23 protein-coding genes and 2 pseudogenes are annotated in these 19,871 nt (G+C 53.5%); 11 read left to right on the top strand and 14 right to left on the bottom strand.

The window, feature by feature from the left end:
- Nucleotides 1-88: 88 nt before the first annotated feature.
- Genes NOX35_RS28565 through NOX35_RS28545 form a run of 5 tightly spaced genes read right to left on the bottom strand, consistent with a single transcriptional unit; the run spans nt 89 to nt 3,966 of the window.
- Nucleotides 89-730 (bottom strand): flavin reductase family protein, encoded by a 642-nt coding sequence (locus NOX35_RS28565; RefSeq protein ID WP_256497118.1) that lies wholly within the window; start codon nt 728-730, stop codon nt 89-91.
- A gap of 22 nt (nt 731-752) precedes the next feature.
- Nucleotides 753-1,553 (bottom strand): SDR family NAD(P)-dependent oxidoreductase, encoded by an 801-nt coding sequence (locus NOX35_RS28560; protein ID WP_256497117.1) that lies wholly within the window; start codon nt 1,551-1,553, stop codon nt 753-755.
- 42 nt (nt 1,554-1,595) lie between these two features.
- On the bottom strand, nt 1,596-2,390 hold the full coding sequence (locus NOX35_RS28555) for an enoyl-CoA hydratase/isomerase family protein (protein WP_256497116.1): 795 nt from the start codon (nt 2,388-2,390) through the stop codon (nt 1,596-1,598).
- 17 nt (nt 2,391-2,407) lie between these two features.
- Nucleotides 2,408-3,535, bottom strand: a complete 1,128-nt coding sequence (locus NOX35_RS28550) for a thiolase family protein (protein ID WP_256497115.1) — start codon at nt 3,533-3,535, stop codon at nt 2,408-2,410.
- Nucleotides 3,536-3,546: 11 nt separating this feature from the next.
- Entirely contained in the window at nt 3,547-3,966 is a 420-nt protein-coding gene (locus NOX35_RS28545; protein WP_256497114.1) for a hypothetical protein, read from the bottom strand.
- Between the two features lie 132 nt (nt 3,967-4,098).
- On the opposite strand from NOX35_RS28545, the gene NOX35_RS28540 reads away from it, so the two are divergent.
- From NOX35_RS28540 to NOX35_RS28525, 4 genes are all read left to right on the top strand, one after another.
- Nucleotides 4,099-4,872 carry an IclR family transcriptional regulator gene (locus tag NOX35_RS28540; RefSeq protein ID WP_256497113.1) on the top strand — a complete coding sequence of 258 codons (774 nt, stop codon included), beginning with the start codon at nt 4,099-4,101 and terminating at the stop codon, nt 4,870-4,872.
- A gap of 56 nt (nt 4,873-4,928) precedes the next feature.
- Nucleotides 4,929-5,312, top strand: coding sequence for an autotransporter outer membrane beta-barrel domain-containing protein (locus NOX35_RS28535; protein WP_256497112.1), 384 nt, complete (start codon nt 4,929-4,931; stop codon nt 5,310-5,312).
- A 138-nt stretch (nt 5,313-5,450) separates the two neighbouring features.
- Nucleotides 5,451-5,678: a TraY domain-containing protein gene (locus tag NOX35_RS28530; RefSeq protein WP_182312697.1), complete on the top strand. Its 228-nt coding sequence runs from the start codon at nt 5,451-5,453 to the stop codon at nt 5,676-5,678.
- Nucleotides 5,662-5,934, top strand: coding sequence for a type II toxin-antitoxin system RelE/ParE family toxin (locus NOX35_RS28525; RefSeq protein WP_256497111.1), 273 nt, complete (start codon nt 5,662-5,664; stop codon nt 5,932-5,934). Before NOX35_RS28530 ends, NOX35_RS28525 begins: the two co-directional genes overlap by 17 nt.
- Nucleotides 5,935-5,966: 32 nt before the next feature.
- On the opposite strand, the gene NOX35_RS28520 is transcribed toward NOX35_RS28525, so the two are convergent.
- Nucleotides 5,967-6,170, bottom strand: a complete 204-nt coding sequence (locus NOX35_RS28520) for a hypothetical protein (RefSeq protein ID WP_256497110.1) — start codon at nt 6,168-6,170, stop codon at nt 5,967-5,969.
- Nucleotides 6,161-6,799, bottom strand: a complete 639-nt coding sequence (gene parA, locus NOX35_RS28515) for a ParA family partition ATPase (protein ID WP_198462398.1) — start codon at nt 6,797-6,799, stop codon at nt 6,161-6,163. The genes NOX35_RS28520 and parA overlap by 10 nt, the downstream gene beginning before the upstream one ends.
- A 274-nt stretch (nt 6,800-7,073) precedes the next feature.
- Here parA and NOX35_RS28510 point away from each other — a divergent pair, with 274 nt between their 5' ends.
- Both NOX35_RS28510 and NOX35_RS28505 read left to right on the top strand, forming a co-directional pair.
- On the top strand, nt 7,074-8,030 hold the full coding sequence (locus tag NOX35_RS28510; RefSeq protein WP_256497109.1) for a replication initiation protein: 957 nt from the start codon (nt 7,074-7,076) through the stop codon (nt 8,028-8,030).
- 593 nt (nt 8,031-8,623) lie between these two features.
- Complete coding sequence (locus tag NOX35_RS28505) at nt 8,624-9,562, top strand: DNA-binding protein (protein ID WP_256497108.1); 939 nt, start codon at nt 8,624-8,626, stop codon at nt 9,560-9,562.
- A gap of 5 nt (nt 9,563-9,567) precedes the next feature.
- Here the strand turns inward: NOX35_RS28505 and NOX35_RS28500 are convergent, their stop codons facing one another.
- Both NOX35_RS28500 and NOX35_RS28495 read right to left on the bottom strand, forming a co-directional pair.
- On the bottom strand, nt 9,568-9,741 hold the full coding sequence (locus NOX35_RS28500; protein WP_256497107.1) for a hypothetical protein: 174 nt from the start codon (nt 9,739-9,741) through the stop codon (nt 9,568-9,570).
- Nucleotides 9,742-9,800: 59 nt separating this feature from the next.
- Nucleotides 9,801-10,235 carry a conjugal transfer protein TraD gene (locus NOX35_RS28495; protein WP_256497127.1) on the bottom strand — a complete coding sequence of 145 codons (435 nt, stop codon included), beginning with the start codon at nt 10,233-10,235 and terminating at the stop codon, nt 9,801-9,803.
- A gap of 205 nt (nt 10,236-10,440) precedes the next feature.
- On the opposite strand from NOX35_RS28495, the gene NOX35_RS28490 reads away from it, so the two are divergent.
- The 3 genes and pseudogenes from NOX35_RS28490 to NOX35_RS28480 all read left to right on the top strand — a co-directional run.
- Nucleotides 10,441-12,156: a MobA/MobL family protein gene (locus NOX35_RS28490; protein WP_256497126.1), complete on the top strand. Its 1,716-nt coding sequence runs from the start codon at nt 10,441-10,443 to the stop codon at nt 12,154-12,156.
- 34 nt (nt 12,157-12,190) lie between these two features.
- Nucleotides 12,191-12,301, top strand: a pseudogene (locus tag NOX35_RS28485) (IS5/IS1182 family transposase); the annotation flags it as partial.
- A pseudogene (locus NOX35_RS28480) lies at nt 12,298-13,071 on the top strand (IS30 family transposase); the annotation flags it as partial. The pseudogenes NOX35_RS28485 and NOX35_RS28480, both read left to right, overlap by 4 nt.
- A 109-nt stretch (nt 13,072-13,180) precedes the next feature.
- On the opposite strand, the gene NOX35_RS28475 reads toward NOX35_RS28480, so the two are convergent.
- A complete protein-coding gene (locus NOX35_RS28475) occupies nt 13,181-14,269 on the bottom strand; it encodes an IS5 family transposase (protein ID WP_256497125.1) in 1,089 nt (362 codons plus the stop codon).
- 237 nt (nt 14,270-14,506) lie between these two features.
- Here NOX35_RS28475 and NOX35_RS28470 point away from each other — a divergent pair, with 237 nt between their 5' ends.
- Both NOX35_RS28470 and NOX35_RS28465 read left to right on the top strand, forming a co-directional pair.
- Nucleotides 14,507-15,484 (top strand): GTPase family protein, encoded by a 978-nt coding sequence (locus NOX35_RS28470; protein ID WP_256497124.1) that lies wholly within the window; start codon nt 14,507-14,509, stop codon nt 15,482-15,484.
- Between the two features lie 2 nt (nt 15,485-15,486).
- Nucleotides 15,487-16,173 (top strand): GTPase family protein, encoded by a 687-nt coding sequence (locus NOX35_RS28465; RefSeq protein WP_256497123.1) that lies wholly within the window; start codon nt 15,487-15,489, stop codon nt 16,171-16,173.
- A 97-nt stretch (nt 16,174-16,270) separates the two neighbouring features.
- Here NOX35_RS28465 and NOX35_RS28460 read toward each other — a convergent pair whose 3' ends face one another.
- The 4 genes from NOX35_RS28460 to NOX35_RS28445 all read right to left on the bottom strand — a co-directional run bounded on the left by NOX35_RS28460 (nt 16,271) and on the right by NOX35_RS28445 (nt 19,871).
- Complete coding sequence (locus tag NOX35_RS28460; RefSeq protein ID WP_256497122.1) at nt 16,271-16,585, bottom strand: DNA-binding transcriptional regulator; 315 nt, start codon at nt 16,583-16,585, stop codon at nt 16,271-16,273.
- The gene (locus NOX35_RS28455) at nt 16,582-16,920 is read right to left on the bottom strand and encodes a type II toxin-antitoxin system RelE/ParE family toxin (RefSeq protein ID WP_256497121.1); all 339 of its coding nucleotides are present in this window, start codon (nt 16,918-16,920) and stop codon (nt 16,582-16,584) included. Before NOX35_RS28455 ends, NOX35_RS28460 begins: the two co-directional genes overlap by 4 nt.
- 414 nt (nt 16,921-17,334) lie before the next feature.
- On the bottom strand, nt 17,335-18,885 hold the full coding sequence (locus NOX35_RS28450) for a class I adenylate-forming enzyme family protein (RefSeq protein WP_256497120.1): 1,551 nt from the start codon (nt 18,883-18,885) through the stop codon (nt 17,335-17,337).
- Nucleotides 18,886-18,896: 11 nt separating this feature from the next.
- Nucleotides 18,897-19,871, bottom strand: a complete 975-nt coding sequence (locus NOX35_RS28445; protein ID WP_256497119.1) for a tripartite tricarboxylate transporter substrate binding protein — start codon at nt 19,869-19,871, stop codon at nt 18,897-18,899.

The raw sequence follows: 19,871 nt of genomic DNA, 5'->3' as shown, positions 1-19,871 counted from the left end.
GTAGATTGTCTCCTTCTGGTTATAGCTGCGCGCGGTGTGTTCTGCACCGCAAGTGATTTCAATGAAAACAGGGGTAAGCACACACGCCTTATACGGCAGCGGATTGCTCCTTCTCCCATTGCGCAACGCTCATTTGCTTGAGCTTGAAACGGTCATGTGTACGTGTGTACCAGCCTGGGCTTTCCATGCGGCCAATGAGTTGCAACTTGGAGGTGTCGATGTAGCAGCGCTCGGCATCCACAATGGCTTCGTCAAGGATGTGCATGCCCACGACGTGAGCGACAACGATCTTTGCTGCGGTATCCACATCAATGAGTTGCTGAAGTTTGCATTCCAGTGTTACAGGGCTTGCGGCAACGCGCGGGATATCCATCTTCTGAGCTCGAACCACGTCCACGTTGGCTTTTTCCAGCTCATTGACGCCTGGGTCAAAAGGGGTGGCCGTCACGTTCATGGCCTCGGCCAACTCTTCGCTGACAAGGTTGATCACAAACTCCTTGCTGCGCTCAATATTCGCCAGCGAGTCTTTGGGACGGCCATCTTTCATTCCGATGCCTACACAAATGACCGGAGGAAACCCCGAAAAGAAGTTGAAGAACGAGAACGGTGCTGCATTGGCCTGGCCTGCCTCATTTTTGGTGATGAGCCACGCAATTGGGCGTGGTACCACTGTTGATGCCAGCAGCTTGTAGCAGCGCTTTTGGTCGAGCTGAGCAGTGTCAAAGTACATATTGAGCCCAATAGGATGAGAGTTAAACCATGGCAAAGCCGCCGGACACCCCCAAGGTTTGCCCGGTGATAAATAGTGCGCGCTCCGATGCGAGGAATGCCACGGCCGCAGAAACATCGTCCGGACGGGCGATACGCCCCGCACCCTTGCCTATGGGGTAGAGCTTTAGCAGGCGCTGCAGTAGCTCGTTGTTCTCGGGCGTCGCATCCACATGCAGCGGACCGTCCTTGATTCCTTCGTGCGACACTGCGCCCAAAGCGACCGAATTGACTGTGATTGCATCAGAGCCGTGCTCGCGCGCCAGTGCTTTTCCAAAAGCTGCGATGGCTCCTTTTGCCCCCGAGTACACCGCCATATTGGCCTCTCCGATACGGCCAGCCTCCGAGATGATGTTCACGATGCGGCCCCAGCGCTGGCTGACCATCGCTGGCAGAGCTGCGCGGCAGCAATGCATGGTGCCGTAAACGTTCAAGTTCACAATCTTTGCCCAGTCGATCACCGGCATCTCCAGAAAACGCGGTGTACGCCCGCCTTTTTCGCGGCGCTCTGGGATGATGCCGGCGTTATTGATTAGGATGCTTGTAGGACCCCATACCGCATGCACGTGCGCAAACATGCGCTCGACCTGATCGCCATCAGTGATGTCTGCCGCAGCATTCATGGCCTTGCCTCCCTGTTGGGTGATTTCATCCACCACCACCTGTGCGCGATCGGCAAACAAGTCATTAACGACCACCCACGCACCTTCCTCCGCAAGGGCATGGCAAATTCCTCTACCTACCCCCTGTCCGCCGCCGGTCACCACTGCCACGCGGCCTTCCATTCTCAAGTTCATATCCGCTCCAATGCTAGATTGCTAGATTGTTTAGTTACCCGTGAAAACGGGGGCGCGCTTTTCCACAAACGCGCGCATGCCCTCTTTTCGATCCTGCGTATCCATGAGAATGGATGCGGCATACCGCTCGTACTCCAAGCCGGAATCAATGTCGGTCTGCATGCCGCGGTTGATGCAGCGTTTGGCCATACGGAGCGCCAGTGGCGGAAGTTCGGCCATACCCTGTGCCATGATCAGGGCGTGCTCGCGCAAAGCAAAGGTGTCCACCACTTCGTTGACTAAGCCGACCTGCAGCGCGCGAGAGGCATCCCACATCGCGGCCGTAAAGATCATCTGCTTGGCTAGCGATTCGCCCACCAGACGCGGCAGGCGCTGTGTACCACCTGCCGCAGGGATCACGCCCAGCTTGGCTTCTGGCAAACCAAACCGCGCGGAAGTGGCCGCAAGGCGGATGTCGCAACACAAAGCAATCTCTAGGCCACCGCCCAACGCTAAGCCATTGATCGCTGCAATAGTCGGTTTCTCAAACTCTTCGAGCTTGCGAAACAGCTCATGTGTCGTCCGCTGCGTCCGGAAGAAAGTTGAGGGAGACACATCCTCGGACGCCTTTTCCTTAATGTCGGCACCTACGCAAAATGCTTTTTCTCCGGCGCCGGTGATCAGCAACACACGAACGTCTTCATCTTTTCTCGCACGCTCCTCGAGCAGGCGTGCCAATTCATGCTTCATCTGCGCATTAAGAGCGTTGAGGCGCTCCGGGCGGTAGAGCTCGATGACTCCGACCCCGTTCTGCACGCTCCATCGCAGCGTTTCCCATTGCTCCATCTCGATCTCCGTTTTCCCTATCGACTAAGAATGTGGGCCACGCCAACCGTCCCCAATCCGATCATGTGCGCCATACCCACACGCGCTCCGACATGTTGGCGGCCTCGCGCTTCACCGCGCAACTGGCGCGTAATTTCGGCAATCTGCCCAATACCTGTCGGTCCAAGGGGATGCCCCATGCCCAGCAAGCCGCCCGAGGGGTTAACGGCACATCGGCCACCCAGCGCAGAGTCTCCCCGCTTTAGATAGTCGTAGCCTTCGCCATCACGGCAAAGGCCAATGGCTTCGCTGTACATCAACTCTTCCACCGAAAAGGCATCGTGCAGCTCCACCAAATCCAAGTCTTCTGGGCCTACGCCAGCTTGCTCGTACGCGGCCTGCGCACAGTCCGCGACCAATTGGGTGATGGGGTCGTAGCGCCCACCTGGCGCGCATTCACTACCTGCTACCGACGCCAGTACACGCACGGTACGGGTGGCGTTCTGCGCATAATTTCGCAAGGCGCGGTCAGACATCAGCAGCACCGCGGCCGCACCTTCGCCCCGCGGGCAGCACTGGTAACTGGTGAAGTCCCCCACGATGATGGGCGCAGCTAAGACCTGTTCCAACGTCCGCTCCTTGCGGAACTGTGCATATGGGTTCCTAGCGGCATTGGCATGGTTCTTTACCGCGACTTCCGCCATTGCCTGCACTGGTAACTGATGCTTGCGAAGATATTTACGCGCCATCAGTGCAAACTGAACAGCAGGGATATGTTCAAGAGGACTGAGGCGCTCGACCCCATCCTTGTTAGCAGCACGCTGGCCGGCACCGTGCTTGTCGACCCCCATGGCCAACACCACGTCGTACTGGCCGGAAGAGATCGCCGCTACCGCTTGTCGGAATGCGAACGAACCTGAGGCTGAGGCATTTTCAACCTGAACCACTTCCAGCCCTGTTGAGCCCAGGTGCTGCAACATGACTCGCCCGGCGGCCATACCAATTGAGGTGGTGCCGACGTAAGCTGCCTGCACGGCGCTCCAGGGAACACCTGCATCGCCCAAAGCTTCCCGCACAGCTTTAAGCCCCAACAGCACATAAGGAGTCTCGCTCGGGAATTGGTATCGGTGCATTCCGATACCGACCACATGAACGTGGTTTTGCATCACATCTCTCCTCACGCGTTGGTCGAGTAACCCTGCATAGGTCGAAAAACACAGCGTGCACTAGTCACCCCATCCCCAGGCGAAAAAACAGGCTCTACCTGTTGCCCTAGCGTCAGCTGCGCTTCCGAATCAACCGCCAGCACGCCTTGGCGCACCACGCCTGGTGCGATTTCGATGTCGCCCAACACGACCGGGGTGGCAATACCCGGCACCAGTGGCACATGCAGCGTCACGAATTCACGCAATATGCAGGGTGCCTCATGCGCTTGATTCGGCACAGCATCCAGGCTCAGACCACATGCGGCACACGAGGGAAGTCCAGGAGGAAAAGACAGTGCAGAGCACTCTGGGCATCGCTTGAACCAGAAGGCAACACGGTGTGAGTCGGATAACAGGCTGTACATGTCGCTGGGCGACACATCGATCTTCATTGGACAATCACTCATTACTTTAATATACGATATATCGTAGATTATTTCGATATTTCGTTGCCAGGATGCTGATGTATTTACCCTTATTTCTTTTTGCTATCATCATGGTATATACGAAATTTCGGAGAATTCATGGGCATGCCCGTCCCAGCAGCAATACGCACGATGACCGTGTTCGAAGTGTTTGCACGCGAACGCCGACCGCTGACCAATGCGGAATTGGCAAAGTTTTTGAATGTTCCAGAAAGCAGTTGCTCGGATCTCGTGAACACTCTGTTGGCTGGCGGTTACTTGATGAAAACGCCCCCCTCTCGACGGGTTTATCCAACTAGTCGACTCCACGCGATTGCCAATGCCATTTCTAGTAACGACGCAGTGCAAGCGTCTATCGTGAAGGCCTGCGAATTGCTGCGCGACCGTACAGGCGAGACCTCGTTGTGCGGACGTTTAGAAGACGGGGCGGTTCGGCTTGTAGCCACATGCGATGGGATTCACCCCCTACGCTATGCTGCAGATAGCGGCGATAAGCTGAGCTTGCATGTATCAGCGCTGGGCAAGGCTATCTTGGCCCTGAGCGATGCCGATAAAGCTGCACGTCAGCTGCTTTTAAAGCCACGCAAGCCGTTAGCGTCAGGCACGCTGACGGACATCGAACCTCTTTTGGCGCAGGTCGCTCAGTTCAAAGCACAGGGATATGCTCTCGTGGAGAACGAAGGTGGAGAAGATTTGTCTGCCCTGGCAGTCGCAGGCATAGTTGGAACCGAGCCCGTCGGGCTGTCTATTGCAGGCCCAGTCAGCCGCTTGCGATATCACCGAACCGAATATGTGGAAAGCCTTCGCGAAGTGGGAAATCAGCTCTTTACCGGTAGCTATGGAGGTCTGCATAAACCTTTCCAAGTGCTTTAGCGCTTGAATGAATTCCTTATCCTGCCGTGGCCACACTTTAGGCGGTCCAAACCTGCGTGGATTGGCTGCTCAGCCGCTATACCTGGGGTAATTTGGGTGCTGATTCGGTCATGGTGGGCAACAGTGCTTTGGAGTTCGGTGCTTCGCAAAGCTCACGCTTGCGTTTGGGTGCTCGCTACAGCTACATCTCAAGCGGTACCTTCACGCCCTATGTGGGCTTGGCAGCGGAGCGGGAGTTCAAGGGGAATGCCTCTGGATCGTCCTCGGGGCTGGATATTGCCCAGCCATCACTCAAGGGAATCACAGGCATTGTGGAAGTGGGCGCTTCGATGAAACCTTGGTCCTCCAAGCAGGCACTGAGCTTGGATGTGGGCTTGCAGGGCTACTTTGGCAAGCGTGAGGGCGCATCGGGATCGGTCAAGATCAAGTATGCGTTTTAAGTCAAGGGATGGAAATTTTTATCCTCAGCTCCCGTTAACTTCCGCTTATCGAACACAACAAAAAAGGCGCTTCAAAGCGCCTTTTTTGCATCTGGTGCTACCATGTGAGCTACATGTATCTCAAAAGGAGTTGATGCCATGTCTGTATCTCTTCGCCTCCCCCCAGAGCTGAACCAGCGGCTGAGCCACTTGGCCGAGCAAACAGGCCGCTCTAAGACCTTCTACATGCTCGAAGCCATCAAGCAGCACTTGGATGACCTGGAGGACGTTTATTTGGCAGAGCGTGAGCTGGAAGCGGTGCGTGCCGGTAAATCCAAGGCCGTGCCCTTGGAAGAAGTCATGAAGCAGTATGGCTTGGCAGATTGAGCTGTCCGAAGGCGCTGTCAAAAACCTCAAGCAGCTCGATCACCAACACGCCCGACGCATCCTGAGCTTTTTGCACGGTCGCGTGGCGCAACTTGATGACCCGCGCAGCATTGGCGAGGCACTCAAAGGCTCCAAGCTGGGGGAGCTTTGGAAGTACCGCGTGGGGGACTACCGCATCATTGCCGACATTGAGGACGGTGTAATGCGGGTTTTGGTGTTGAAGGTGGGCAACCGACGCGAGGTTTATCGCAGTTAAGTAAATGATCTTTTACTCAGGTGAGTAAAAGATCATTTGAGGTGCGACTCCATCGCCTGCTGGATCAGCTCTTTGAGTGACAAGCCACGCTTTATTGCTTCCATACGCCAGTGCTGGCGTGTCTCTTTTTCAACTTCAAGATTCACGCGCACTAGCTCTGCTTGAGAAGGCTTCGCAACCTCTTTCACGGGGACGCTCTCGCGTACCTTGCTCAATGGTTTGACAGTTAAAGCCATTTTGCTTCCTTGAGTTCTTGAACGACTGCCTGCACCTCTTCTTTGGCTTTGGCATCGCTGTAGTCGAGCACGGATAGCCCATCGGTCATTGCGGTCGCAAACACCGCTCGGTTACCGATAGACGTTTCCAGCTTTTCAATTCCTTCATAGGTGTTCCATTCACCGCTTTTGACCAGCTTGGAAAGCTTTGTCGCTCCGCTGGTTCGGTTGACCAGGAATGCCGCGTCAATTTCTCCACCCATTTCTCTTTTGGCCTGAATGAGCTTGACGGCTGCGCCGCTGGCCCAGAGATCAGCCCCCGATGGCTGGATCACAAGCAGGGCAACATGCGAGGCCCGAACAATCGCAGCGCTCATAGATTCCGCTTTGGCCGGACTGTCGATGATGGCAATTTCTGCGTTGATGCCATTGAGTGAAGAGGCCAGCATCTGAGGGCGATCGACACCAAGCACAGGGGGAAGGTCAGCGTCATCGGGGCTGGCATCTCGCCAATCGCGTGCTGTACCTTGTGGGTCACAGTCCAAGAGCACCACACGCTTGCCCTCGCGGTGTAAAGCTGTGGCCAAGTTGGTAGCCACCGTACTTTTGCCTGTCCCACCCTTTTCATTGAGCACAGAGATGATCTTCATGATTTCAAGTGAGTAGATGAATGGCTAATCATATACTTCAATACTCATTTGAGCCAAGTATCATATGAAGTGATGCTGCTCAGTACAACGCAACAGGCACAAAAAAAGCACCGCGTAGGGTGCTTGGGATGCGCTGTCTGTTGGTGTCCCTGTGACATGTGGGTAAACTGAGCGCACAAAAGAAAACACCTCCCTGAGCTTTGGTCGGCAGTGGGAGGTGTGCAGCCAGTCAGGCCGTTGAAGCTAAGTATAGCTGCGCGGCTGGAAAGTCACCATGCTTGCGAATAATGAACAGCTAAATTTAGATCTATTTGAGGATGCCCATCGGTGGCCACGTAAACCGTATTGCAGCGTTGACAAGACGGCAAGCAGCATTCGCACACTGCAGCACGCCCTCAAACACCCCTACATTCAAGCCAACCCACCGCACCTGCGCGTATGGTCTATTTTTGACGTAGACCAGCCTGCAGCCGCTCTGGCGTGGGAACGGGGCAACCTTCCACCTCCCACCTGGGCCGCCGTGGATCGCCAAAGCACCAAAGGGCATCTGGTGTGGGGTCTATCGGCTCCCGTGTTGGTAGACAGTCCAGACATGCGGCAGCAGCCTATGCGCTATCTGTGCGCCGTAGAGGAAGCATTCAGGGCCAAGCTAGAGGCCGATAGCGGCTATGCAGGCTTGATGACCAAAAACCCCGCCCATCCTCTTTGGCGTGTGCTGCGTGGCCCTCGATTGGCCTACGAGCTGGGAGAGCTGGCGGAGTGGGTGGACTTGCCCAAGCACTTACCCAAACGCAAGCCAGAGGAAATAGGTCTGGGCCGTAATGTCACCGTATTTGAGTGGCTCAGGCAGTACGCGTACCGCAATGTCCGGCACTATAAGCACAACGTGCGCAACTTCGTACTGTGGCAATCTCACCTCAACGGCAAAGCGCTAGAGCGCAATGGTGATTTGCTGGTGCCATTGGCAGGCAATGAGGTGTGGCACATCGCCAAGAGCGTGTCCAAGTGGACATGGCATAAGTTTGACCTGGCTGCGAGTGATGCACGGTTTAGCCAATTGCAGGCACATCGCAGCAAACAGGGAAACCTTGCTCGTTGGGGGAACAACGAAGACAAGCAGGCCAGCGCACGATTAATGGCAGTTGCTGGGCGCAGCGTGCGTGAGATTGCTGCTGAGCTGGACGTTGGCAAGTCCACTGTGGCCCGTTGGATTGCTGTCCCATCCCCATAATCAGATATCAGCCTGCAGGACGTATTAAGCATCCCTTGAAGATAAGCGCCTGAGCATAGTTCTGCTGTCCCATCCCCATAATCAGATATCAGCCCTCGGGAGGCTGTTTTGGTTTTATTTTAAAAGTGGTGCTTAGGTGGGCTGTCGATCAAATCGCAGCAGGCCGCTCGTGGGCATGTGGTCAACCTGGAGGGTTGTCCATCATGTCCACAGCCAGATCAATCACGCTCTTCGTGCTGGCCGCTTCCAGCAGTTACTAGCGCGGAGCTGTCGCGGGTAGTGAGGGTCAAGTCAACGACTTGTCCCGAGCACCCTCTACCGCCCGGCGTTCAATGGCGCTATCGCGCCCAATCCCTGTTTTTCAAGTCGCGCAGCACGCATAGTGCTTACTCGTCCGTGTCCTAACGCGGCGTGCGACTGCGCGATCACCAACGCACTCAAACAGCCGTCGCGCTTCGCTACGTGGGGCTGCAGCCCCACACCCCGCCATTCATATGACCGCTCATCCATTTCGTAACGTATTTAAAATATAAATATTACGTATTTCGTAAATATACGATACGATATGAAATATCAATACGAAAGGCTGTTATATGGCACGCATAGGGGTTACATTCGAGCAGGTTTCGGCGGCTGCAGATGCGCTTGCGGGCGAGGGTAAAACACCCAGCATCACCGCTGTGCGTGAGAAGCTGGGCACAGGTAGCCCCAATACCATCCATGCGCATTTGAAAACATGGCGCGAGGCTCGCCCTGTGGCCCGCGCAGAGGCCGTAGAGCTTCCTGCTGACTTGCGCAATGCCATCGCCCATGAAATGCAGAAAGCGGCGAGTGCTGCCCGTGCTGAGGTACAGGAGCTGCTTGTCCAGGCGCAGGCAGAAGCTGCAGAGCTGGCCCGTGCAGGTGAAGAGCTTGAGGTCGAGCGTGACCAGTTGGCTGAGCAGGTGCTCGTGCTGACCACCGAGAGGGACACGCTGCTTGGCAAGTCACATGAACAAGCAACTGCATTGATGGAGGCTGCACAGCGCATCGAGCGTGAGCAACAAGCAGCCGAAGCAGCTCGCATTGAGTTGGCGAAGGCTCAGCTCAAAATTGACCAGGCGAACGCCAACGAGGCCCGTTACAGCACCGAGATTTCTGAACTCAAGACAGCGCTCAAGTCCGCAGAAAAAGAAGCCGTAGAAGCCACAAAAACAGGTGCAGTAACCAGCGCAAAATTAGAGGCTTCCAATGCTTCTCTCAGCGATGCTTTAGCACGTGCAGAACGTGCGGAAAAAGCATTGGCAGACGCTACCCAGCAAGCAGCCCTGCACATCGCAGAGGTTCGTGCAGAGCACGCCAAGCTAGCGAAAGAAATGGCGGCGCTGCAAGCTGCACATGCGCAAGAGCTGAAACACTCCAGCGATCACGCTACACAGCAGGCAGAGCGTGCAGCCCGTGCTGAGGGGAAGCTGGCCGCATTTGAGGAGGCAGCTCAGAAGGCTGAAAAGCTGTCACAAAGCGATTCCAAAGGTGCCCCAAAGGCACGATAGACCACTCATTTTTCTTGCTTCTCAAGCCATGCAGCACCTGCTGCATGCGCCTCTTCTTTTGTAGAAAATCGTTCATCAAGGGCACAGTAAATGTTGCCTTGCTTGGTGTTGACTTCCCAACTTTTGGCATCCCACGTCTGACAGACCGCGAAGGCAAAAAACTGCCCAGTGGCTTTCATTTCATCGTAGGCCGCTTGCAGCTCAGGACGTATCGGCGGAATTTTTTAGTAGCCGCCTCTCATTTGGCAGATTTTGAGGCCATCAGCGCATCACCACGTGCTTTCCATTCGGCCCGTTTTTCTGCAGGCGTGTTGGCATTAGCAAGGCTCACCAAAGCGCCCAAAAGTTCGCCCTTATCCATCGTTGGAATGCCCGTCTTGGTGTCCACCAATCCAGCCAAAATCAAAAGCCCTGCAGACTGGTACAGCTCGTGATCTCGCGCCTTACGCAGTAGGGCTTTTTCCGCATTCATGATGCGAGTTACATCGGCACGGGCTTTCTGTGCCCGCTCTGCCGCCTTTTCGGCCCTAATCAGAGCGTTGAGTTTGCGAGACTCATCGGCACTAAGTGTGCCTTTTTCAGCCAGCATCAGCATGAGACGCTGTTGGTCATTCGGAGCTTTTAGGCCACGAATATATGCGAGCCGCTCATTGAGCCATTTATCTTGCGTCATCGGTGCTACTCCCTTTGGTCGTGATGCACCATTCTATGCAAATGGTGACAGCGCGTGTGCATGCGCTGTATGCTTCCTTCCATAGAAGGCGCGCTTAGTTGTTTCTCCTAAAGGAGAAACGCGCGTCAGGGACAAGCCCCCGAACCCCAGCGCCTCAAGGCGCGAATACAGCAAAGGCATCAGCGTGGCGATTGGACGATTGAGCATGAAGGTCGGCAAGAAGGGCAAAGCCGCGCCTCATGCCGCCTACATCGTCCGCGAAGGCCAGTACGCCAAACGCTTAGAGCGTGGCGAGAAGCTAGAAGCCACGGAGGCAGGCAATATGCCTGCATGGGCCAAGGCCCAGCCGCAGCAGTTTTGGCGTGCTGCAGACGTATTCGAGCGGGTCAATGGCACCACCTATCGAGAGATGGAAATCGCCTTGCCGCGTGAGCTAGAGCCCGCACAGCGGGCTGAGCTGGTGCGTGAATTTGTGTGCCAAGAAATCGGAGAGCATCATGCCTACCAATGGGCCATTCACACACCCAATGCTGCTGATGGTGGAGATCAGCCACACGTTCACTTGATGTTTTCTGAGCGTCAGTGCGATGGCATCGAACGCGATCCTGACCAATACTTCAAGCGTTACAACGCAAAGGCACCAGAAAAAGGTGGTGCTCGCAAGGGCTATGGTCCCAGCGCTGGAAAGACCTTGACTGCTGCTGAGCGTGCTGCTGAACTCAAAGCGCTCCGTGAGCGCTGGCAGGTTCTTTGTAATGAGCACCTAGAAATTGCCGGTCACGGTCAGCGCATCGACATGCGCAGCTATGCTGAGCGCGGCATTAAGCTTGCACCAGAGCGCAAGCAGTTGCCCAGCGAATGGCGTGGGCAGGGTAAGGCCAAGGTGATCGAGCTGAGAGCAGCTCGCAGGGATGCATTCAAGGCACACCGAGAACTCGCCAATGTGGTGCCCAACGTAAAGGCTGAGATCATCAGCTTGGAAGCGGAGCGCCAGAAACGGGAGCAGGCCGTCGAGCAGCAAGCGAAAGCTGTGCTGGCGCAAAAACAGGCTCAGCGCACGCAGCGTACAGAGGCCGAAAAAGCTGCTGTAGAGGCCAAACGCACCGTGCAGGCCCTTGCCCCTGCCTCTACTCCTGTTTACCCGTCTGTGGCCCGTTTAGACCCCGCAGAGGCAGAAATACAGCGCTTGTCTCGGATGACCAGCGCTGAGTTGGCCGAGGAGATTCGCAGGCGGCAATTGCCCAGCGTGGATAGTCTGGTCGAGCAAGACCGCATGGTCATGGAGTCCACGGCCAAGTGCCGAGAGCTGCACAAGCAGCAAGAAGCCGCCAAAGCCTTTGTGCGCAAGGCAGAGCAGGCGGTTGATGTATGGCGTGAGCAGCACCCGCTCAAGGTCAAGATGCATGACGCTGGGGTGTTTCGCAGTGCCGAGCTGCTGCAGCTAGAGCAGCAGGCCGAGCAGGGCCAGCAAACGCTGAAGACGCTGCAAGCGCATTCGCAGGCCGTGTCTGAGAAGGATCAGCAGCTACGCAGGCAGGCCCGCAGCCGTGTCATCGTGGCTCAAAGCGACCACCGGGAAGAGCTGGAGACGCTGGAGCAGTTGCGCCAGAACAAGGCTCGCCAGGAGCTTGCGGCCGCGGCTGCCAATCGTGAGCTGGAGGCTGTCCCCAAGCACTTCCGCAGCATGGCTGCAAGCCGTGAAGCCAAGGCGTTTGAATGGAGTGATCGGGGCGGCAAGTGGCTGGCCGCCCCTGAGGCACTCAAGCAATTGATCGACAGCTACAACGCATCGCCCAAGGAGGTTCGCGTCGCCGTCCTTGCACGCCTCATCACTGACAAGGCAAGAAGCCAGCAACTGCGCAAGCTGTTGGACACACAGAAGGCGAACTACCGCGAAAACGATAAAGGCATGAGCCGCTAACAGCGATAGTCACAATATGAGGAGATCCTGAAGGCTGCGGGGCACATCAGCCAACGTCAATGATGTCGTTGAAGCCAACAGCCTGCTGCATGGAAAAGAGGTTGATGGCTATGGAGATGCTGGCTACCAAGGCGCGGACAAGCGCAACAGCAGTGGCTTTACAGAAGACGCAGCACAAGATCTGATCCCAAGCTTCATTCACAAGGGATCTTGTGGTTCTTGGTATTGCATTTCTTGCGTTTGCGTTGGTCACCAGAGCAAATTGCGCTGACACTTGCACGCCTGTACCCCAAAGGCCATGAGCTACGCGTGTCGCACGAAACCATCTACAACTGCATCTATGCCCAGCCCGTGGGTGAGTTGCGCAAGGAATTGATTGCCACTTTGCGCCATGCTCACAACAAACGGCTGCCCCGTAGCAAAGGACAGGATCGTCGTGGACAGATCCCAGACATGCTCAGCATCCACGTACGTCCGCCTGAAGTTGAGGATCGGCAGTTCCCAGGGCATTGGGAAGGTGACCTCATCAAGGGTGCTGGCAATGCAAGTGCCGTAGGCACCTTGGTCGAGCGCACCAGCCGACTGCTCATGCTGGTCAAGTTGCCTGCGTTCAAACCAGCCAGTGCAGCCAATGTCATGCAAGCCTTTACAGATAAGCTGCTGGGCATTGCGCAGCCCATGCGCCAAAGCATGACGTACGACCAGGGCAAGGAGATGGCGCTACACAAGCAATTGACCGCCAACACGGGCGTGGCGGTGTACTTCTGTGACCCACACAGCCCGTGGCAGCGTGGCTCCAACGAGAACATGAATGGCTTGGTGCGCCAGTACCTGCCCAAAGGCACGGATCTGAGCATCTACAGCCAAGAGCAACTCGATGCGATTGCTGATGAAATCAACAACCGCCCTCGCAAGGGCACCTCTCATAACCCTTGTTTCCAGCGATGTGCCAGCGGCAGCACACCGCAATCTGTAAAAAATAGCGTGATCTCAAGCAATACAGGCCCTTTTGGTCCTGTATTGCTCAGTGATTTGCTGTTTGCAGGCGCACCTGTCTCTTTGAGGGCTTGAGTTTGAAGAATGAATCTATTCCGCGTTCCAAGAACGACGCCAAGCGCTTGAGGTTGTAGCAAGCGGCCATCAGCACCATGGTTGCGCTGGCTCTGGCCAGACCAATGCAGCGCAAGAATTTTCCGCCCATCTGCCGAATTCCTGCGAACACATGCTCGACCTTGGCTCTACGTTTAGCAATCGCTCGGTTGCGGCGCTGCTGGCAGGCACTCAGTGGTTTGTTCTTTTGCGCCTTGCGCTGGATGCCATCCTTAAAGCCTAGTGCTTTGAGCGTGGCGCTTCTTTGGGCACTGGCATAGCCTTTGTCAGTGTCGACTTGCTTGCCCGTATTGCTTTGGTCGAGCACGTCGTCAAAGTGGTGCCCGTCATGCTCGCTGGCCGTGCCTGTCGCAACTCCACGAATAAAGCCATGTTTGTGATCCACGCTCACACTGAGCTTGTAGCCAAAGTAGCCTTTGCCATGCTTTTTGGTGTGCGTGGCGTCCAAGTCTTTTTGCCTGCGCTTGGCATCGCTCCAGTCTGGCTGCTGGCCCGCCGCAAGCTTGTTGCGATCATCCTTGCCGATGTGCTGCACGGGCGCTGGCACCAGCGTGGCATCAATCGCTTGTCCACCTCTGGCAATGAAGCCATGGCTGTGCAACTGTGCATCCACGCCATGCAGCAACGCCGTGGCCCCATCTACGCCAATACGCTCTCCAAAGCGCCAAATTGTGTTGCGCTCCGGCACATTCATTGCGTCTTGCAGCAAGCAAAAACGCTGGTAGCTCATGCGGTCCAGCAACTGAAACTCCATTTGCTCATCCGACAAGTTGTACAGGCGTTTGAGCACCAAGATACGCACCATCACCTCTGTCGGATAGGCCGGGCGACCTCCTTTGCGGCCATCGCTGCGTTCTATCAAGGCATCCGCTAAGCCTGCCAGCTCGCCAAAATCAATGTGGCGGGCAATGACTTGCAAGGGATCGCCTAGCTCATCAAGCGTTCTTTTACGGCTGCTATCTGCAAACAGGTCGAACTTGAGGGCGCTGCGTGGGATGGTCATGTGCTGAATCTACCGCATGCCAGCCTTGAACAGGCTTCGAGGGAGGTTTTGAGAGGTGCCCGCAAGGGCCTTGGGGTACGATCACCGCTGTCGGTTTATCGAGAGCTACTGATCAACTCTCCCCAGCACTCCACCCTCATCCATTGAATTCAAGGGTGTTGCACTTCACATTTGAATCCGCCCTGTGGAGATAAAAGAGCGGAAATTCCGCACCTAATTTTTTCTAAGGTATTGAAAATGAGTAAAAAACACTTCGCAGATGATTTTATTGATGCAATAAATAGTGATAACACCCTTAATGAGGCTTCAAAAAACATTGTTCTTCGAAATCTCGCAAAAATAAAAGAAACAAAAGTAAATATATTGATTACGGGTGCAACTGGGTGTGGAAAATCATCAACAATCAATGCTCTGTTCAATGCGAATAAAGCAAAAGTTGGTCAAGGAGTAGATCCTGAGACGATGGAAATATCAAAGTATGAGTTTGATAATATCGTTTTGTTTGACTCTCCTGGTTTAGGAGATGGAAAGGAAGCTGACTTAAAACATGCTAAAGCCATCACAAATAAATTATATGAAAAAGATAAAGATGGCAATTTATTAATTGACTTAGTTTTGGTTATTTTAGATGGAAGTAGTCGTGATTTAGGTACTTCTTTTGAGTTGATAAATCAAGTAATAATACCTAATTTAGGCGATGACAAAAATAGACTTTTGGTTGCTATAAATCAAGCTGACATGGCTATGAAAGGGCGATATTGGAATGTTGAAAAAAATCATCCGGAACCTGAATTGGTTAATTTTTTAGAAGAGAAAGTCATATCTACAAAAAATAGAATATATGAAGCTACTGGAGTAAAAGTTGATCCAATATATTATGCTGCAGGATATAAAGATGGTGTAAGTACGCAAAATCCATATAACTTATCAAAGCTATTGGTTCACATTCTTCGGCATACTAAAGAAGAAAAACGTGCAGTTTTTGCACAAGATATTAATAGCGATAAAGAGATGTGGAAGGACGATGATCGTCTTGAAGATTATCGTACTGAGATCAAAGAAACTCTTCTTGAATCTATTAAAAATTCAGCATCTGCTGGAGCGGACATAGGAGAGTCAATAGGCGCTGCTCTTGGAATGAGAACAGTTGGGAAAGTAATTGGCGGTGTTGCAGGAGGAATTTGGGGTGGTGTAAAGAGTATTTTTGGTTTCTAAAAATGAAAAATAATATTTTTGATAAGATTCAAAAAAAAGTAGATGAGTCAGGTCTATTGCGACCAATAGATATACTTATAGTTGGTGCTACTGGGAGTGGAAAGAGTTCAACAATAAATTCAATTTTTGGGTCGGAAATTGCAAAAGTCGGAGAGGGCGTATATCCTGAAACTCAAAATATATCAGATTATAAGTTGAGTGACTATCTTCGGTTTCATGACTCTGCCGGTCTAGGTGATGGAAAAGAAAATGATTTAAATCATAATAAAAACATCACGGAAAAACTTCTTCAGAAACTCGGTGGAGATCAAAAAGAATATTTTTTTATTGACATGGTTCTAGTTATTTTGGAAGGAGGTTTAAGAGATTTAGGTACATCATTTAAATTGCTAGAGAATACAATTCTTAAGAGTATTTCTCCTAGTCGTGTCGTAGTGGCAATAAATCAGTGTGACATGGCTATGAAAGGTAGATACTGGAATAAATATGAGAGAAAACCAGAAAAAGAGCTTGAAGATTTTTTAAATGAAAAATCCATTTCGACTAAAAATAGAATAAAAGAAGCAACTGGATTTAATATTGATAGACCAGTTTACTTTAGTGCGTTAAATAACTTTAATATTGATAAATTGATTGAGCATATTTATCATCATATACCTAGTTCTAGAAGGCGTAAATTTGATGATTAATCAACGATTAAACATAAAGTTAAATTGTCGTCGTGGAAATTGAGATGCCTCTTAAAAAAGGCATTTAGATATATCGAATGCAGTTATAATCTGTGATTTATACCGCAGCCAAGCGAGAAACCGTATCGGGGTACTTTTCGACCAAGCGGATCAGAAGTGCGGCCTGAGCGTTGGGTGCTGCTCGTCCTTGCTCCCAGTTCTCAAGGGTTCGGGGTTTAGTGCGTAGATAGCTCGCAAATACGGTGCGAGACAGCTTCAAGCGTTCACGGATCGACTTGAGTTCTTCGGACGTTATGGAGACTTCTGGCTTGATCTCGATCTCGTGCGTGCGCAATGTGCGCTTGCCTTCGCGAGCACTGGCTAAGGCATCAAAGCCTTCGGTGAGTTCTGCAAAAAGATCGCGCTTGGTCATTGCCTAGCCTCCAGTTCGTTCTTCAAAAGCTGTTTCAAGGTGGCCTTCTGCTTGGGTGTCAGGTTCTCCAGCTCGTCCTTGTCGTAGAGCGTAAAAAGCCAGAACTGTGGGCCACCGCTCCACCAGTAGTAAATGACACGTAGGCCGCCTCGGGTGCCCTTACCTCGGCGGGGATCGCCGTGGCGCACTTTGCGCAGTCCCCCTGTTCCTTCGATCATGTCTCCGGCTTCTGGATTCTTGAGCAAGCGTTCTTGGAACTCCTTGAACTCATCATCGCTGAGATAGGTGGCTCGGTTGCGCTCAAAGGCAGGCAATTCAACGAAGACGGCTTTCATTGCTTTTAATTATACGCAAATTGCGTATGTTAGGCGGCCTATGGCGTTCTTAGCTCTCGATAATCTGTGCTTTTATCGATGGTAAAAAAAAGAGCTAAAAAAGCACCTCCTGACAGCGCTGTGGCACAAAGCAAATTTAAGCTGAGCTACCCTATGCCACAGCCTCGGTCTGAGTACGCCCCAGTTCTGTAAATCAAGTTTTTATACAACAACGCCACCAGCAAATACACACGTTGTTTGCTCGGGCGAGATTGTGGATGGCCCGTGGCCGTTTTCTGTCGAGTAGCCAATCTAAGCAGGTTTGGACTGAAGACAAGATGCCCGCGAAACGCGGGCATCTTGGGTGTGGCGACTGCAGGATAAATCTCTCATTCAAGCGCTACAGCACTGGGAATCGGTTTATGCAGATCTTTCTTAGCTTGGCTCTTTGCAGAGAGTGGCGCGAATCTCCCTCTTCAGAACTTTGCCCACCGTACTCTTGGGTAACATATCCCAGAACTCCACCGACTTCGGCGACTTAACTGGACCGAGCTTGTCGCGACACAGACCGATGAGCTCTTCCTCGGTCACCTTTGAGCCAGACTTTAGCTGTACTACAGCTTTTACCGTCTCTCCCCAATGAGCATCCGGGATGCCAATGACGGCACAGTCCTGCACCTCGGGGTGGCTCCACAACACCTGTTCTACATCGATGGGGAAGACATTAAATCCACCGGTGATGATCAGGTCTCGGATACGGTCTACGATGTAGAGATAGCCGTCGTCATCGAAGTAACCGACATCACCCGTGTGGTGCCAACCATGCATGGAGGCCTGAGTTTCAGAGATGGGATCGTCAAGGTAGCCCTTCATGACCATTCCGCTGCGCACCACCACTTCACCGCGCTCTCCTGCCGCCATTATTTTGCCCCCCTCGCCCATGATGGCAATACGCGCAAAGGGGGATGGGCGGCCGCAGCTTTTCAAACGTTGGTGAAGCTTGGGTTCAGACAAAATGAACTTGTACTCCTCCGGCGTCATGCAGGTCAGCATGGAGGATGCTTCAGTCTGACCGTAGATTTGCGCGATTACCGGACCGAAGATCTCTAGGCCTTCGCGTAGCTTCTCAGAAGACAGCGGCGCTGCGCCTACGCACAAGTACCGCAGGGATGAGAAGTCCCTGTGGCGAACGTCCGGTCGCGCCAGCAATGCATAAATGACCGTAGGGACCAGAAGAGTGGTAGTAATTCTTTCAACCTCAATGGCATGGAGGATGGCATCTAAATCCGGTCGCGCCAAGATGCAAACCGAACCCCCCATAGCTAGGATAGGGAAGGTGAGGCTACCAGCTGCATGTGTCATTGGCATGCAAAGAAGGTATCGGGGCCTGCCCTCGTACCGAAATGTGGCGAGAAAGCTCGCCACATTGGCCTCGCAACCTGCATGGGTGTGAACAACGGCCTTTGGCTCACCTGTGGTACCGCCACTCGCCGTGATCCGGAAGTCGTCGGTGGTTGCATTGTGCTCGGGAGGCGGGAATGGTGCCTTTGGGGCCTGGGCCGCCCAGGCCTGAAGCTCCGGGAACTGCGGACCCGAACGGTCTATGCAAACAGCGCCAAGCAGATTTGGATGCTCGCGCACCAGTTGTGCGACAGCCGCTTCGTGCTCACTGTGATAAAAAATCCACTCTACGCCGGTGCGTGCAATTTGTTTGCCCTGATCGTGCACGGTCGAACGTGCGTTAAGGGGGACCCACACGCACCCTGCACGCTGCAAGCCGAGCATGCTGACATAGGCCCATATGTCGTTGGGAGAGAGCGTAGCGACCTTCGCTTGGTGGTTCACGCCACTGGCGCGCAGACTCCAGGCTATCAAATGTGTCCAGGCTGCAACCTCCCCGTAGGTCATAGACTGTTCACCCTGCCGTAAGCACTGTTGCGAAGCACCCAGACTCAGACCTCGGTCAAAAAAATCGATTAGCGTCATTGAGGTACGCCTTATTCAAATTTAAGGTTATTTTCGACGATGGTGTTGCGCCATACTTCAGTCTCTCGAATCTGCCACTGGGCCAACTGTTCCGGTGTGCTGTTTACTACTACACCCGCGCTGTTAATGATGAGGTTTGAGATCTCAGGTGTGGCCACGATCCGTCGCAGCTCCCTGCTAAGCTTGGCCACGATGTAGTCTGGCAGGCCAGCCGGTCCGTACAATACGTTGGTGCCAGAAACCTCGTACTTCGGCACTCCTACTTCCATGAAGGTCGGAACACCATCAAGCATTGCCAGGCGACGTTCGCTCGCAATGGCCAGAATTTTTAAGCCGCCTGAGCGTACAGCGGGAAGGATAGCCATGCCGGTGTCCAATACCGCCGCGATATGACCACCAACAGCATCCGTGATGGATTGGGCTGGCCCCTTATAAGGAACAATGCGAAATTTCACACCTGCTGCCTGTCCCAAGCGAGCTATCGCAAGGTAGTGTGCATGTCCCGGAGAGGCAATCGTGATGCTGTCGGGTTTGGCTTTCGCTAGGGAGATCAGTTCTTGCAAGGTGTTGATGCCCAGCGACGAACTCACCGCCAACACCATAGGTACGGACTGAACTAGGCTAATGGGAGTGAAATCCTTAACGGGATCGTACGGCAGCGATTTCAGTACAAGTGGGTTCACTACATGCGTGCCAATATTTCCCATCACAAAGGTGTATCCGTCCGGTGCAGCCCGTGCAACCTCGGCGCTGCCAATAACTCCGCCTGCACCGGCTTTGTTGTCCACTACAACCGGCTGGCCTAAGGCTTGGCCCAAATGAACGCCAATCGCACGCGACAAAATATCTAGCGAGCCTCCGGTGGTGAAAGGGACCACGATTCGGATAGGCTTGCTCGGCCACGTGGGTGCTGCTTGCACTAGGGGGGTACTAAGTGCCAACAAGACGGAGCTGAACTGACGACGATTCCAGCGCATAGCATTCAT

This window comes from Comamonas sp. C11, assembly GCF_024496285.1.
GTDB classification, from domain to species: Bacteria; Pseudomonadota; Gammaproteobacteria; order Burkholderiales; family Burkholderiaceae_C; genus Comamonas; species Comamonas testosteroni_F.
Note: the sequence above shows the minus strand (reverse complement) of the source record. Positions and strands in the feature narration are given on the sequence as shown.

Bases quoted from the DNA above. Each gene is read 5' to 3' on its own strand.
- NOX35_RS28460 (WP_256497122.1), bottom strand. From the start codon at position 16,585: ATGACCAAGCGCGATCTTTTTGCAGAACTCACCGAAGGCTTTGATGCC.
- NOX35_RS28555 (WP_256497116.1), bottom strand. From the start codon at position 2,390: ATGGAGCAATGGGAAACGCTGCGATGGAGCGTGCAGAACGGGGTCGGA.
- NOX35_RS28540 (WP_256497113.1), top strand. From the start codon at position 4,099: ATGGGCATGCCCGTCCCAGCAGCAATACGCACGATGACCGTGTTCGAA.
- NOX35_RS28455 (WP_256497121.1), bottom strand. From the start codon at position 16,920: ATGAAAGCCGTCTTCGTTGAATTGCCTGCCTTTGAGCGCAACCGAGCC.
- NOX35_RS28550 (WP_256497115.1), bottom strand. From the start codon at position 3,535: ATGCAAAACCACGTTCATGTGGTCGGTATCGGAATGCACCGATACCAA.
- NOX35_RS28470 (WP_256497124.1), top strand. From the start codon at position 14,507: ATGAGTAAAAAACACTTCGCAGATGATTTTATTGATGCAATAAATAGT.
- NOX35_RS28490 (WP_256497126.1), top strand. From the start codon at position 10,441: ATGAAGGTCGGCAAGAAGGGCAAAGCCGCGCCTCATGCCGCCTACATC.
- NOX35_RS28465 (WP_256497123.1), top strand. From the start codon at position 15,487: ATGAAAAATAATATTTTTGATAAGATTCAAAAAAAAGTAGATGAGTCA.
- parA (WP_198462398.1), bottom strand. From the start codon at position 6,799: ATGAAGATCATCTCTGTGCTCAATGAAAAGGGTGGGACAGGCAAAAGT.
- NOX35_RS28475 (WP_256497125.1), bottom strand. From the start codon at position 14,269: ATGACCATCCCACGCAGCGCCCTCAAGTTCGACCTGTTTGCAGATAGC.
- NOX35_RS28565 (WP_256497118.1), bottom strand. From the start codon at position 730: ATGTACTTTGACACTGCTCAGCTCGACCAAAAGCGCTGCTACAAGCTG.
- NOX35_RS28510 (WP_256497109.1), top strand. From the start codon at position 7,074: ATGCTTGCGAATAATGAACAGCTAAATTTAGATCTATTTGAGGATGCC.
- NOX35_RS28520 (WP_256497110.1), bottom strand. From the start codon at position 6,170: ATGGCTTTAACTGTCAAACCATTGAGCAAGGTACGCGAGAGCGTCCCC.
- NOX35_RS28500 (WP_256497107.1), bottom strand. From the start codon at position 9,741: ATGAAAGCCACTGGGCAGTTTTTTGCCTTCGCGGTCTGTCAGACGTGG.
- NOX35_RS28525 (WP_256497111.1), top strand. From the start codon at position 5,662: ATGGCTTGGCAGATTGAGCTGTCCGAAGGCGCTGTCAAAAACCTCAAG.
- NOX35_RS28445 (WP_256497119.1), bottom strand. From the start codon at position 19,871: ATGAATGCTATGCGCTGGAATCGTCGTCAGTTCAGCTCCGTCTTGTTG.
- NOX35_RS28530 (WP_182312697.1), top strand. From the start codon at position 5,451: ATGTCTGTATCTCTTCGCCTCCCCCCAGAGCTGAACCAGCGGCTGAGC.
- NOX35_RS28450 (WP_256497120.1), bottom strand. From the start codon at position 18,885: ATGACGCTAATCGATTTTTTTGACCGAGGTCTGAGTCTGGGTGCTTCG.
- NOX35_RS28545 (WP_256497114.1), bottom strand. From the start codon at position 3,966: ATGAAGATCGATGTGTCGCCCAGCGACATGTACAGCCTGTTATCCGAC.
- NOX35_RS28495 (WP_256497127.1), bottom strand. From the start codon at position 10,235: ATGACGCAAGATAAATGGCTCAATGAGCGGCTCGCATATATTCGTGGC.
- NOX35_RS28505 (WP_256497108.1), top strand. From the start codon at position 8,624: ATGGCACGCATAGGGGTTACATTCGAGCAGGTTTCGGCGGCTGCAGAT.
- NOX35_RS28560 (WP_256497117.1), bottom strand. From the start codon at position 1,553: ATGGAAGGCCGCGTGGCAGTGGTGACCGGCGGCGGACAGGGGGTAGGT.